The organism is Sporosarcina sp. NCCP-2222 (assembly GCF_023168145.1).
Classification (GTDB): Bacteria; Bacillota; Bacilli; order Bacillales_A; family Planococcaceae; genus Sporosarcina.
Genome location: NZ_BQYK01000019.1, coordinates 1 through 14,011, shown reverse-complemented (window position 1 = coordinate 14,011; position 14,011 = coordinate 1). Strand labels below are relative to the sequence as shown.

Below are 14,011 nucleotides of genomic sequence, written 5' to 3'. Positions count from 1 at the left end.
AAGAAGCGATCTTTGAATTGACAGATGCTCTGCTTTCGGACGAAGAGGAGTACGCGAAAATGGCGAAAGCGTCCAATCCTTATGGAGATGGACAGGCTTCGAAGCGGATTGTTGAGGCGTTGAAAGGCTATTTATCCTCTATTTAATAAAATCGAGAAGGTCTCTCATAGACCGTCCCAGTCAGAATAGAATTTAGTACTTGGAATCGCTCGGCATGCAGGGGAGGCGACAGCTGCCTTCCTTTGTTTCGAATTTGTGAATTTCACTGATGCTGAAATGCGCACAGGTTAATGAGAGATTCCATGTAAAACGTGTAGCCCTACAAAACGGTCTACACGCTAGGATTGTCCTACCCCGGACAATCCTTTTTTAATTCGAGAAATTTGGGGTATAGGTGTGTAAGAAGATGGATGGCGGATGGCTGGAGCAATAATCCGTATCCTTCGCTGTTTGTGACGGGAGTTCACCCAGCTTGCATTCTGATTTCAGAAAAATATGAACCGAGAAAGATAGTTTTCGAACGGTAGCGCAAGACGAGTGCGGGGACACGCTAGGGATTTAATGATTACCTAGTGCAGGTAGATTACGTGGCAGTCCAACAGATGAAGAGGTTATCTAATAGGAAGAGAGAGGCTATTATGGGCTGTGTTCCGGTGCTGTGCAAAGAGATGGAGCTAAGGCGTTGAAATAAACAGTTCTCTTGTTAGCGGGAAGACGCTCTTCTTTAGGCTAGAGGTGAACAGCAGATGAAACTGGCAGCATAAATTAAAAGTCTGGTCACCTCGTAAAGTTCAGTGGGGGGTGTTCCCATGTCCATGGATGCAATTGAAGCATATATCGTCCAATACGGTTATATCGTCATTTTCATAGCTTTGTTTTTTGGAATTGTCGGTATTCCAGCTCCAGAGGAATCGTTTTTATTCCTGATCGGCATGATGGTTGCCAGCAATCAGCTGCATGTCGCAACAAGTAGTCTCGCTGCAGTGGCAGGTGCTCTGGCGGGAATGATCATCGCATATTTGGCAGGACGTTTTTTCGGCATGTCGCTGATCCGGAAGTTTGGTAAATATATTGGTCTGACCGACGAGAAAGTGGCGGTGTTTCAGGGGAGGTTTCGAAAAAGGGCTGTCTGGACAGTGTTTTTAGGATTTTTCTTGCCTGGCCTGCGTCAAGCGAGTCCCTACATTGCCGGCATGATGAGGATGGAAGGCAAACAATTTATCCTAATCTCAATCGTTGGGGCAATGACATGGATCGGATTTTATTTTGGCCTGGGGATTCTCTCCGCAACCTATTTGCCGATTAAAGCAGAATATGTGCCCTACATCGGTCTCGCTTTTCTTCTTATCTTACTCATCCAACTGATCCGCACAGCTTATAAGAAAAAAAGGAATGGAGGTGCCTCAACTTGAAAATTGTTATTTTTCCTTTCTTCCGTTTCCCTTCAGGTCATTCGAAGGTGGCGGAGGCGATTGAGGAACGGATACTGGACATGTATCCGGGTGCCACTGTGAAAACAGTCGATTTTTTAACGTATTGCAACGGCTTGCTCGGAAGATTTGTCTCCTCCTTCTATATGAAAATGATCAATACAACTCCGGAATTTTATCAAAAGGCGTACCGTTTTTTTATTATGAAAGAGCAAAATGGCGGAAAGAAACATGTTCGCCGCTTTTCCCCCCTTTATTTTGAAAGGAAGATGCGCAGTTTGATTGAAGAAGAGGAACCAGATCTATTGGTGTTCACCCATTCCTTCCCGTCGAGCATCTTTGGCAGGCTTGTCCGCAAACGGAAGATATCGAGCGTTCCAGCCATTAACGCGTACACGGACTTTTTTCTAAATGATGTATGGGCGAAATCCGAAGTCATGTATCATTTCGTGCCTCATCCCGGCGTCCGGGATACGCTAATGGAAACGTACAGTGTGCCTGAACGAAATATTTTTGTCACAGGCATTCCAGTCAAAAAGATCTTTAAAAGCCATTTGCGCCGGCGCAGTCTGCCGCTTCGGAACGTTCTTGTGGCAGGAGGGAATACGGGCTTGTTCGATATTGAGTCGATCGCTTCTCTAGTGAATGCATTTCCAGATATCCATTTTACGTTATTATGCGGGCGCAATATCGAATACAAGCAGCGGCTGGAGCACTTCGGCTTCCCGAATGTAACGGTGAAAGGGTATATCGAAAGCTGTGAGGAGATGAATGCCTTATATGAGCAGGCGGACGCCATTTTAACAAAGCCTGGCGGAGTGACGATTGCAGAATCGCTTTATAAGAGGATTCCGATTATGATTTGCAATCATCTTCCAGGACAGGAGCAGATCAATTTACAGCATTTGACGGAATGCGGTGTGGCCACTGCCATTACTGATAGGAACAAAGTGTCGGAGCTGTTGACGGATACAGTGCAGTTTGAACGGATGATAGAACAGATGGATGCCTATGTCGGCCAGTTGAAGTCAGATGTCGAAGGGGCGATTGAGCAGGTGGTCCGGAGAGAATTCACAAAACGCGTCGTTCCGTACTACAAACCGTGGGATTGGCAGACGGGCTTGAAAGGAATGAAAAAAATACCGCGGCAACTGCAACGATGAGACGAAGGGGTACAGCCGATTCCTTCGTCTTTTTCAATTGATTCGCAAGGGAAGGGCGTCTAGGGGAATCCCTTATCAAATGCAACTTTTTTTTGCTAAAACAAATATGTCGATTGTTTGACAATAAGAAGAGTTTGTGAAGAATTTCACGGGAATCAATTGACATCAAAATGCCCCTATTGTATGCTAACAAAGGGTAAGAATGATAGGAATTCGTACATATGTTGAGCGGAATTGCCATCCAATCGGATGGATTCTATCATCCTTGCACTGGATGCCAAATCGTTCGATATTCGCTTCGTCACGTCTGCGTGAATAGCAACGTGTCCAGGTGAATCGAAATTGGCTATTCAATTTACTTAACTTACAGGTTCCGGCCTTTATTCGGAGTCCTAGCGTTGGTACAAGCTTGGCGGATCCGATCCCCCAAGCATCGCACATCCACACACCCTGTTCCGTCGGTATGCCGCATGGCCATTGCCAAAATTACATCCAAAATAATAAAACCGGGAGAATCACCTATCATGCATACGCTGCGAGAAATCTTTATAAGACAAAAGAAGGCTCTCTTTTTTTTGCTCGCTTTGTTTATGTTAGGATGGTTTTTTACTGACTTCAAGACAATATTTGCGGGTTTAATTCTCGGTTCTCTATTAGGATTGTATAATTTTTGGATACTTGTCCGTAGAATGGAAAGATTTGATCGTTCTATAACGGAAGGAAAGGGAAGAAGCTCGCTTGGGACGCCTTTGCGTTTCGCGTCCGGAGTTGCGGCGGCGGCCATTGCGCTTGCCATGCCCGAAACATTCAATCTGATCGGTACGGTGATCGGCCTTATGATCCCTTATGCCTGGTTGCTGATTGATAGGATACTATTTCACGCAAAGAATCCTTAATCTGATTGCAAAAGGGAGGTGAACGAAACGTGAACCATGAAAATCCGTCTTTCGTTTTATTCGGATTAAGCTTTAACCCAGCCAACATCATGATGTTATTCATCACATGCCTGATTGTATTCCTGATTGCATTCTTCTCAACTCGCAACCTTAAGGTCAAACCGACAGGTATGCAAAATTTCATGGAATGGGTCATGGACTTCGTCAAAGGAATTATCAAGAACAATATGGATTGGAGGACAGGCGGGCGATTCCATGTACTCGGTATTACGTTGATCATGTTCGTCTTCGTAGCCAACATGCTCGGGTTACCAATGGCAGTTGTCGTGGATCATAAGCTATGGTGGAAATCACCGACAGCCGATCCGGTAATCACCATGACACTTGCAACCATGGTCGTAGTATTGACGCACTTCTATGGTGTGAAGATGCTTGGAGTAAAAGGATACTTCAAGACATACCTTCAGCCGATGCCATTCTTGGCACCGCTTAAGATCATTGAGGAGTTTGCGAATACGCTGACGCTCGGTCTTCGTCTTTACGGTAACATTTTCGCTGGGGAAATCCTAATCGGACTTCTCGCTTCACTTGGGGCTTCAAGCGCATTCGGCTTAGCCGGAGCATTGATTCCTGCACTTGCTTGGCAAGGGTTCTCGATATTCATCGGAGCGATCCAAGCTTTCATTTTCGTTATGTTAACGATGGTCTACATGGCACATAAAGTGGACACGGACCATTAAACATATATAACCCGGGAAACGGGAGTAAAAACATACTATTTAATTTTTAGGAGGATATTACACAATGATAGGTTCAGTTGGTCTATTAGCAGCAGCACTAGCAGTCGGTCTAGGTGCACTTGGAGCAGGTATCGGTAACGGTTTGATCGTTTCTAAGACAGTCGAAGGTATTGCACGTCAACCAGAAGCACGCGGTATGCTTCAAACTACAATGTTCATCGGGGTAGCATTAGTTGAGGCCCTTCCGATCATCGCAACAGTTATCGCGTTCATCGTTATGAACAAATAAGAATAGGTCCATACTATTTAAATGGCGAAGTACGCTAGTTTGTCCTTCGCCATTCATTTATGTCGCTCGTCGGCAGTTGAAATTGAAAATAAAGAATTAGTGTTCTTTCTATAACGAATCGAAATGAAAAAGTTATAAGCTCTTGAAGGGAGTGAAACAATCGTGTTTGGAGAATCCTTCGTCCTTTTGTCAGCGAAAGCTGACGCTGGATTTTTGGCAGCTTTGAACGACCGGCTGAATCTTGGCGATATCATCGTCACGGTCCTATTCTTCACAATCCTTATGGTTCTTTTGAAAAAGTTCGCATGGGGCCCGCTTATGGGTGTGATGGATCAGCGTGCCGAGTTGATTGCCAATGAAATCGAAGCGGCTGAAAAAAGCCGTCTTGAGTCTGAAAAACTTCTTGAAGAACAACGCGCCCTATTGAAAGAAGCGCGTGATAACGCACAATCGATTGTTGACAATGCGAAGAAGCTTGGCGAATCGCAGCGTGAGGAATTGATCGTGGCAGCTCGTGCGGAAGTAAACCGCATGAAGGAATCTGCAGCTCTTGAAATCGCAACTGAGAAAGAAAAAGCAGTTGCTGCGGTACGTGAAGAATTCGTTTCCCTATCGATCCTTGCAGCGTCCAAAGTACTTGGCAAAGAAATTTCCGAGGAAGACAACCGTGCTTTGATTGAAGAAACGATTGTGAAGGCAGGCGAAGGCCGATGAGCCAATCGGTTGTAGCAAAGCGTTATGCGACAGCATTGTTTGAACTGGCGCAAAAAAACGGGCAAACCCTTTCCATTCAGGAAGACTTGGCTGAATTGAACAAGGCGTTCCGTGAAAATAAAGGTCTTGGACAGTTAATGACTTCTCCGGATCTGACAGCAACAAAGAAAAAAGAATTGCTTTCAGGCATCCTGAAGGGTGCCAATCCGGTGATCCTGAACACGCTTTATGTTCTGCTTGACGCAAAGCGCATGGATGAAGTGCTCAACGTGTTTGAAGAATTCCATGAACTTGCGAACAACGCAGCAGGTATCGCGGATGCAAAAGTATATTCCACACGTCCATTGACGGATCTGGAGAGTAACTCGATTTCCACAACATTTGCACATAAAGTTGGCAAACAAGCTTTACGTATTGAAAATATCATCGATCCAAGCTTGATTGGAGGCATCCGCCTTCAGATCGGCAATCAAATTTACGATAGCAGCATCGGCGCGAAGCTCGAGAAATTGCAACGTAAATTGATCGGATCCTAATCTGAATTTTGAGGGGTGACATACATGGGCATCAAAGCTGAAGAAATCAGCACGCTGATAAAGCAGCAGATTGAAAACTATCAGTCTGAGATGGAAGTAAGCGAAGTCGGTACGGTTATCCGAATCGGTGACGGTATCGCTCTTGCTCATGGCCTCGACAACGTCATGGCCGGAGAACTGCTTGAGTTCTCAAACGGTGTCATGGGTATGGCGCAAAACTTGGAAGCGAACAATGTAGGTATCGTTATCCTTGGACCATACACAGACATTAAAGAAGGCGATGAAGTACGTCGTACAGGCCGTATTATGGAAGTACCTGTCGGTGAGGCATTGATTGGACGCGTCGTAAACCCACTTGGTATGCCAGTGGATGGACTTGGTCCGATCGCTACAACAAAAACTCGTCCGATTGAAAGCCCGGCGCAAGGCGTTATGGCTCGTAAATCCGTTCATGAACCATTGCAAACAGGTATCAAAGCGATTGACGCTCTTGTACCGATCGGCCGTGGACAACGTGAATTGATCATCGGAGACCGTCAAACAGGTAAAACGACTGTTGCGATCGATACAATCTTGAACCAAGCGGATCAAGACATGATTTGTATCTACGTGGCAATCGGCCAAAAAGAATCTACAGTCCGTGGGGTTGTCGAAACACTTCGTAAGAACGGTGCGCTTGATTACACAATCGTTGTAACAGCATCCGCTTCTCAACCGGCTCCACTTCTATACTTGGCACCATACACAGGAGTAACAATGGGAGAAGAGTTCATGTTTAATGGCAAGCACGTTCTTGTCGTTTACGATGACCTTTCGAAACAAGCAGCGGCTTACCGTGAGCTTTCCTTGCTACTTCGCCGTCCTCCAGGCCGTGAAGCATATCCTGGTGACGTATTCTACTTGCACTCCCGTCTACTCGAGCGTGCAGCAAAACTGAACGATACATTAGGTGCAGGTTCCATTACAGCACTTCCATTTGTTGAGACACAAGCAGGGGACATCTCCGCTTATATCCCGACAAACGTTATCTCCATCACAGATGGACAGATCTTCTTGCAATCGGATCTATTCTTCTCGGGCGTACGTCCGGCGATCAACGCTGGTCTTTCCGTATCCCGTGTAGGTGGTTCCGCGCAAATCAAAGCGATGAAAAAAGTTGCGGGTACACTTCGTCTTGACCTTGCGGCATATCGTGAACTTGAAGCGTTCTCTGCTTTCGGTTCGGACCTTGACGCAGCGACAAAAGCGAAATTGGACCGCGGTGCACGTACCGTTGAAGTCTTGAAGCAAGACTTGAACAAGCCACTTAAAGTCGAATACCAAGTTGTGATCCTTTATGCGCTCACACGCGGACTTCTCGACGACGTTGCTGTACATGACATCCTTCGCTTCGAAAGCGAAATCAACAACTGGCTCGAATCGAACCACACTGAAGTGTTGGATCATATCCGTACGACAAAAGATCTTCCGTCCGATGACGTGATGAAAGAAGCCATCAACGCATTCAAGAAGACATTTGTTCCGTCTGAAGCTTAATTGATTCTCGGGTTTTGATCTAAATAAACGATAAGGTGGTGAATTGCCAGTGGTATCATTACGCGATATACAAAGCCGTATTAATTCAACGAAGAAGACGTCTCAAATCACGAAAGCGATGCAGATGGTTTCCGCTTCCAAGCTGAACCGTGCGGAAATGAACGCCAAAGCGTTTGTTCCTTACATGGATAAGATGCAGGAGGTTGTTGGTGCAATCGCAGGAGCGACATCCGATTCCGGACACCCGATGCTAGTCAGCCGCCCCGTGAAAAAGACAGGTTATATCGTTGTGACATCCGACCGCGGACTCGTAGGCGGTTACAACAGTAACGTGCTGCGTGCGGTAAAACGTGCGATCGAATCCCGTCACTCGAAAGACGACGTGAAAATCGTCGCAATCGGGCGGAAAGGCCTTGATTTCTTCAACCGCCTTGGATACAACGTTGTCGATAGCCTTGTCGGCTTATCGGACCACCCTTCTTTTGATGAAATAAAAACAATCGCGACACGTGCTGTTGGCATGTTCACAGAAGGCGAATACGATGAAGTGTACTTGTACTACAACCACTTCGTCTCCGCCATCTCCAGTGAAGTGACGGAAAAGAAACTACTTCCGCTCACGGATCTTTCACCAGCGTCAACAATGTCTTCGTATGAATTCGAGCCTTCAGCTGAAGTGATTCTCGAAACGCTTCTTCCGCAATACGCGGAGAGCCTCATCTACGGAGCCGTGCTGGATGGAAAAGCGAGCGAACATGCTTCCAGTATGACAGCGATGAAGACTGCAACAGATAACGCCAGCGAATTGATCGATTCGTTGACACTCGTATTCAACCGCGCTCGCCAAGCTGCCATTACTCAGGAAATCACTGAGATTGTCGGCGGGGTAGCCGCACTCGAATAGAGGAACGAACTGAACGGGAAAAGTAAGACAGGAGGGAAAAGCATGAATAAAGGACAAATCCTTCAGGTTATGGGTCCGGTTGTCGACGTTTCATTTGCAGACGGACAGCTTCCATCGATCTATAACGCATTGAAGGTTCAAATCGAACGTCCGAATGCAGAAGCTGAAACGCTCACGCTTGAAGTGGCACTCCACCTTGGTGACGACTCAGTCCGTACCATTGCGATGTCATCGACTGACGGCCTGAAACGTGGCTCTGAGGTCATTGACACAGGCGCGGCTATTTCAGTACCGGTCGGAACAGCGACACTAGGACGCGTATTTAACGTACTTGGAGATGTAATCGACCTTGGAGAGGAAGTACCTGCTGGCGAACGCCGCGACCCGATCCACCGTCAAGCTCCACAATTTGAAAACCTTTCAACTCAAGTTGAAATTCTTGAAACAGGCATCAAAGTCGTTGACTTGCTTGCGCCATACATCAAAGGTGGTAAGATCGGTCTCTTCGGAGGTGCGGGTGTAGGTAAAACCGTACTTATCCAGGAATTGATCAACAACATCGCACAAGAACACGGCGGTATCTCCGTATTCGCGGGTGTTGGTGAGCGTACACGTGAAGGTAACGACTTGTACCATGAAATGACTGACTCCGGAGTAATCAGCAAAACTGCGATGGTCTTCGGTCAAATGAACGAGCCTCCTGGCGCACGTATGCGTGTTGCACTTACAGGACTTACGATGGCAGAGTACTTCCGTGATGAGCAAGGCGCGGACGTTCTTCTCTTCATCGACAACATCTTCCGCTTTACACAAGCGGGTTCAGAAGTATCAGCCCTTCTTGGCCGTATGCCATCTGCCGTTGGTTACCAGCCGACACTTGCAACAGAGATGGGTCAGCTTCAAGAGCGGATCACTTCGACAAACGTTGGTTCCGTAACATCTATCCAAGCGATCTACGTACCTGCCGATGACTATACTGACCCGGCACCAGCTACGACGTTCGCTCACTTGGATGCGACAACGAACCTTGAGCGTAAACTTTCTGAAATGGGTATCTACCCTGCGGTTGACCCATTGGCATCTACTTCACGTGCACTAAGCCCTGAAATCGTTGGGGAAGAGCACTATGAAATAGCTCGTCAAGTACAATCCACTTTGCAACGTTACCGTGAGCTTCAAGACATCATCGCGATCCTTGGTATGGATGAGCTCAGCGAAGAAGATAAGCTAGTTGTAGGACGCGCCCGCCGTATCCAATTCTTCTTATCACAAAACTTCCACGTCGCGGAGCAATTCACAGGACAACCGGGATCTTACGTACCTGTTGCTGAAACGATCAAAGGCTTCAAGGAAATCTTGGAAGGCCGTTACGATCACCTTCCGGAAGATGCATTCCGTCTCGTTGGACGCATCGAAGAAGTTATTGAAAAAGCGAAAAGCATGGGCGTAGAGGTCTAATAAAAGGGTTCAGGAGGGAATAAAATGAGTACCATCAAAGTAAATATCGTCACTCCCGACGGCCCTGTTAGTGAAACCGAAGCGAATATGGTCATTGCCGCCACAGAAACAGGCGAAATCGGGATTCTTCCCGGCCATATCGCAATGGTTGCACCTTTGAAAATCGGTGCTCTCCGCCTGAAAAAGGACAATTCGACTGAAGCGATCGCTGTTCACGGCGGCTTCATCGAAGTTCGTCCGGATGTCATTACCGTTTTGGCACAACAAGCGGAAAAGGCTTCCGATATCGATCTCTCTCGTGCACAGCGTGCTGCCAAACGGGCAGAAGAAGCGCTACAAGCGAAAGCGGATAATCTGGAAGCCAAGCTGATCGAACTCGATTTGCAACGGGCCATTAACCGGATAAACGTTCACGAAATGAGATAAGTGCGTAGGAATGACGGGCAGAGGTCTTTTTCTGCCCGTTTTTTCCCTTTTAGTGTTTGAGTAAGGAGCTTGAAAATTGACCAATATATTATTGTATAATCCTTTATTAGCGATCCTTTCCCACATCTTTTTCATCGGACTTTCGTTTTACGCCCTTCAAGCCATCATGCCCGAAAAAATCATCAAAAAGAATCAAGTGTTCCGCGCACAGCTTTTATTCATTTTATTGAGTTTTGCGATAGGTTCAACCGTATCAAATTTCTTTTTAGACATATCCTATTGGTCAGGAAGGATCCCGACCTACTTCCAATAAAATTTATTTTGGAAAAGAGGCATACTTCCGGGGAGAGCGGGTAGAGAGTTAGTAGGCCGAAAAACATCTGTCATGAATAACGTAAACTGTAACTTTTTGCCAGTGAACTCCATGCTATCGCCGCGTGTATGGTCATTCATATACGGGGCGATGGCATGAAAACAAAAACAGGTTTAATTATCCACGTTTGAGGAAATTACATACTATCGCCGACATTCGCCCAAAAAAGCGGATGACACAAATCGCCAATTGGGTACATATTATAGACTATCTTATCGATAGAGGGAAAATAGCTCTGCGGTTACTTGTTTAATAAGGTGGGGCATTGTAGAATAGTATGTGTTTTTATGCTTGATTTATGTGAATAAAATGTACAGTGACTATAAGGCTAAGAGTATAACTTTGGAGTCGGAGGGGCTTTTTGTGGACAAAATCATAATTAATGGTGGACGTGTTCTTCGCGGAAATGTTCGTGTGGAAGGAGCAAAAAATGCGGTTCTGCCAATATTGGCTGCTGCGTTACTCGCGTCTGAGGGTCCCAATATCATACGCGATGTTCCGAACCTTTCGGATGTCAGAACAATAAATGAAGTAGTGAAGAGCTTGAACGCTGCAGTGGAATATTTCCCTGAAGATGGTCAAGTGATTATTGACTCGAGCAAACAGCTTGCGACAGAAGCGCATTTTGAATATGTACGTAAAATGCGGGCATCGATCCTGGTCATGGGACCTTTGCTTGCACGGCACGGCTTTGCGCGCGTAGCGATGCCAGGCGGATGTGCCATTGGTTCTCGTCCAATCGACCAGCACTTAAAGGGCTTTGAGGCGATGGGCGCAGAAATCACATTTGGCAACGGGCATGTGGAAGCGAAAGCAACACACGGCCTGCGCGGGGCGAAAATTTATTTGGACTTCCCAAGTGTCGGTGCAACTGAAAACATCATGACCGCCGCAGCACTTGCGAGAGGCACAACGATTATCGAAAACGCGGCAAAAGAGCCGGAAATCGTAGACCTTGCCAATTTCATCAATGAAATGGGCGGTAAGGTAGTCGGTGCCGGAACAGATGTTATTCGGATCGAAGGCGTTTCAAAACTATATGGGACAACGCATCATATTATTCCAGACCGTATTGAAACAGGAACGTTCATGGTGGCTGCAGCCATTACAGGCGGCGATGTCATCATTGAAAATGCAGTTCCTGAGCACAATGCTGCGTTAATTTCAAAATTAGGCGAGATGGGCGTCAATATTACGGAATTGGATGAAGGACTGCGGATTACCGCAAAGTACCCATTGCGGGCGGTTGACTTGAAAACAATGCCGCATCCAGGATTCCCGACTGACATGCAGTCGCAAATGATGGCACTTATGCTGACAGCAACTGGTACGGGTGTTTTGACAGAGACGGTATTTGAAAACCGCTTCATGCATGTGGAAGAATTCCGCCGCATGAACGCCAATGTCAAAATTGAAGGACGTTCGGTTATCATTTCGGGTCCGTCAAAGTTACAAGGGGCTGAAGTAGCCGCAACTGACTTGCGTGCTGCCGCCGCATTGATTCTGGCAGGTCTCCATGCGGAAGGCATCACACGTGTCACAGAATTGGATCATCTCGACAGAGGATACGTCGACTTCCATAAGAAGCTGAAAGCGCTTGGCGCGGACATCGAACGCGTATCTTCTGAAACAACTGAAAAACAAACACAACTCGTCTGAGCAACGGATTTATCCATGTTTCATTCGAATCGAACCGCATTCTTCCGGGAATGCGGTTTTTTCATTTCACCAGCCCGGACCGGTCATAATTGATGCACCATCTCATATAGTTAACTATGGACAAACTACTAACCGTTTTATTCATCATTCTCTTATTCTTTATGCCAATCATATTGAAACCCGCACTCACAGCAGACAAAACGGCCAAAGTGGCGTATGACGATCCGTGTACCGTCTGGATCACGGTGGAGGGGATGGACGAGCCCCTTCCCCTTGAAGAATACGTTCTCGGCGTAGTCGCCGGTGAAATGCCTGCTACGTTCCAGGAAGAGGCATTGAAAGCCCAAGCGATCGCTGCACGAACATACGCTCTCCGGTCAACCGACAACGGCAAAAAAACAATCGCCGCCACCGTTTCCGCGCAAGTGTACAAAAACAAAGCGGAGCGGAAAGAACGATGGGGAAAGGAGTTTAAACGGAACGAACAAAAGCTTCGCGAAGCAGTGGAAGCGACGAGCAACCAAGTGATTGAATACGAGGGGGAAATGATCACAGCCATGTTTTTCTCCACGTCAAACGGCAAAACAGAAGCCTCCCAAAATTATAGCGGCAACCCGATTCCATATTTGCAAAGCGTAGACAGCCCAGGGGAAGCGGAAGTAGCCCCGGAAGTCGAACGCCGCAAGGAAATGACCTTAACTGAATGGAATCGTCTCATCGGCTCGACGTGGACAGCGGATCGTTTCAAAAATCTTCAGCTTGTCCGGAATCAAACCGGCCGCGTTCAAAAAGCCGTATCCGACAATTTCGAAATGAGCGGACGCGACATGCGAGACGCACTCGGCCTGCCATCCACCGATTTTAACATCGCCTACGACGTCACCAACCAAATCGTCCATGTGACTACACTAGGCTACGGGCACGGCGTCGGCATGAGCCAATATGGAGCGGAGGCCTTCGCCCAGAAAGGTTGGACCGCCGAACAGATCCTCGCCCACTACTATACGGGCACCTTGATAAATAATTTTGAAAACAGTGAATCGGAATGTTTAAAAACTCCTCCACTTGCAAACAATAGCAAGTGAGGTGATGACCATGCGAGAAGAAAAACCGAAATTCCCTTCTCAAAAGACTAAGAGTACAAAGAAAAATAGTTGGCTCTGGCCAGCCATCTATTCCGGTATTGCCGTCGTATTCGTCGGCATGATCTGGGGTTACAACGCAATCATAAAACAAGACAAGACCGAAACGGCCGAAGTTGTCAACAACGAGGACGACACAATCATCGAGACCAACGCATCCAAGGAAGTACTCAAATATCCATTCAACGAAGACCTACTTGAAAGTGTGGCCATTTTACAAGAGTACTATGACGCGGAAGCCGACGACGACATGAGAGAAAGCGCCTTGCTTGTATTCAATCAAACCTATGTCACAAACAGCGGAATCTCCATCTCCGTAAACGACGAACCATTTGAAGTCGTCGCAGCCATGAGCGGTACAGTGGAACAAGTCATCGTTGACCAATTCAAAGGCAGCGAAGTTACGATCTCCCATGCCGACGGCAAAAAGACCATCTACGGATCACTCACCGGCGTCCTCGTACAAGAAGGCGACGAAGTGCTCCAAGGTGCTCCACTCGGCACGGCGACAAGCAACGAATGGAACGCCCAAGCCGGCACCCACCTGCACTTCGAGGTCCAGCAAGACGGCGTCTCCGTCAACCCACGTTCACTACTTGCATTCTGATTTGCGTAAAAGCCGCTTCTGCAAAGCGGCTTTTTTTGTTTTGCGCCCAGCACGGGCGTAGTCTATAGGGTGCAAGTCCCGAACTGTGAAGGCAGAAGTAGCAGTTAGCTTAACGCAAGGGTGTCCATGGTGACGTGG

16 protein-coding genes are annotated in these 14,011 nt (G+C 47.1%); all 16 read left to right on the top strand.

Annotated features, from left to right (window positions below):
- A partial coding sequence (locus NCCP2222_RS20625) for a UDP-N-acetylglucosamine 2-epimerase (protein ID WP_248514271.1) occupies positions 1–146 on the top strand: 146 nt, incomplete at its 5' end.
- 663 nt (positions 147–809) lie between these two features.
- Entirely contained in the window at positions 810–1,412 is a 603-nt protein-coding gene (locus NCCP2222_RS20620) for a DedA family protein (RefSeq protein WP_248514267.1), read from the top strand.
- Entirely contained in the window at positions 1,409–2,593 is a 1,185-nt protein-coding gene (locus NCCP2222_RS20615) for an MGDG synthase family glycosyltransferase (RefSeq protein ID WP_248514266.1), read from the top strand. Before NCCP2222_RS20620 ends, NCCP2222_RS20615 begins: the two co-directional genes overlap by 4 nt.
- Positions 2,594–3,117: 524 nt before the next feature.
- Positions 3,118–3,489 (top strand): ATP synthase subunit I, encoded by a 372-nt coding sequence (locus tag NCCP2222_RS20610; protein WP_207960192.1) that lies wholly within the window; start codon positions 3,118–3,120, stop codon positions 3,487–3,489.
- A 29-nt stretch (positions 3,490–3,518) separates the two neighbouring features.
- Positions 3,519–4,229 (top strand): F0F1 ATP synthase subunit A, encoded by a 711-nt coding sequence (gene atpB / locus NCCP2222_RS20605; RefSeq protein WP_248514265.1) that lies wholly within the window; start codon positions 3,519–3,521, stop codon positions 4,227–4,229.
- A gap of 64 nt (positions 4,230–4,293) precedes the next feature.
- Positions 4,294–4,518, top strand: a complete 225-nt coding sequence (gene atpE, locus NCCP2222_RS20600; RefSeq protein WP_238078756.1) for a F0F1 ATP synthase subunit C — start codon at positions 4,294–4,296, stop codon at positions 4,516–4,518.
- A 186-nt stretch (positions 4,519–4,704) separates the two neighbouring features.
- Positions 4,705–5,232, top strand: coding sequence for a F0F1 ATP synthase subunit B (gene atpF, locus NCCP2222_RS20595; protein ID WP_238078770.1), 528 nt, complete (start codon positions 4,705–4,707; stop codon positions 5,230–5,232).
- Positions 5,229–5,768: a F0F1 ATP synthase subunit delta gene (locus NCCP2222_RS20590; RefSeq protein WP_248514264.1), complete on the top strand. Its 540-nt coding sequence runs from the start codon at positions 5,229–5,231 to the stop codon at positions 5,766–5,768. The genes atpF and NCCP2222_RS20590 overlap by 4 nt, the downstream gene beginning before the upstream one ends.
- Before the next feature lie 24 nt (positions 5,769–5,792).
- Positions 5,793–7,304, top strand: a complete 1,512-nt coding sequence (gene atpA / locus NCCP2222_RS20585) for a F0F1 ATP synthase subunit alpha (protein WP_248514263.1) — start codon at positions 5,793–5,795, stop codon at positions 7,302–7,304.
- Positions 7,305–7,353: 49 nt separating this feature from the next.
- Entirely contained in the window at positions 7,354–8,208 is an 855-nt protein-coding gene (atpG, locus tag NCCP2222_RS20580; RefSeq protein ID WP_238078759.1) for an ATP synthase F1 subunit gamma, read from the top strand.
- Between the two features lie 42 nt (positions 8,209–8,250).
- A complete protein-coding gene (gene atpD, locus NCCP2222_RS20575; protein WP_248514262.1) occupies positions 8,251–9,666 on the top strand; it encodes a F0F1 ATP synthase subunit beta in 1,416 nt (471 codons plus the stop codon).
- 24 nt (positions 9,667–9,690) lie between these two features.
- Positions 9,691–10,092: a F0F1 ATP synthase subunit epsilon gene (locus NCCP2222_RS20570; RefSeq protein ID WP_238078761.1), complete on the top strand. Its 402-nt coding sequence runs from the start codon at positions 9,691–9,693 to the stop codon at positions 10,090–10,092.
- A 76-nt stretch (positions 10,093–10,168) separates the two neighbouring features.
- On the top strand, positions 10,169–10,405 hold the full coding sequence (locus tag NCCP2222_RS20565; RefSeq protein WP_248514261.1) for a DUF1146 family protein: 237 nt from the start codon (positions 10,169–10,171) through the stop codon (positions 10,403–10,405).
- Between the two features lie 423 nt (positions 10,406–10,828).
- Positions 10,829–12,124: a UDP-N-acetylglucosamine 1-carboxyvinyltransferase gene (gene murA, locus NCCP2222_RS20560; RefSeq protein ID WP_248514260.1), complete on the top strand. Its 1,296-nt coding sequence runs from the start codon at positions 10,829–10,831 to the stop codon at positions 12,122–12,124.
- A 116-nt stretch (positions 12,125–12,240) separates the two neighbouring features.
- Complete coding sequence (gene spoIID / locus NCCP2222_RS20555) at positions 12,241–13,209, top strand: stage II sporulation protein D (protein WP_248514259.1); 969 nt, start codon at positions 12,241–12,243, stop codon at positions 13,207–13,209.
- A 10-nt stretch (positions 13,210–13,219) separates the two neighbouring features.
- Positions 13,220–13,873 (top strand): M23 family metallopeptidase, encoded by a 654-nt coding sequence (locus NCCP2222_RS20550; RefSeq protein WP_238078765.1) that lies wholly within the window; start codon positions 13,220–13,222, stop codon positions 13,871–13,873.
- Positions 13,874–14,011 lie beyond the last annotated feature (138 nt).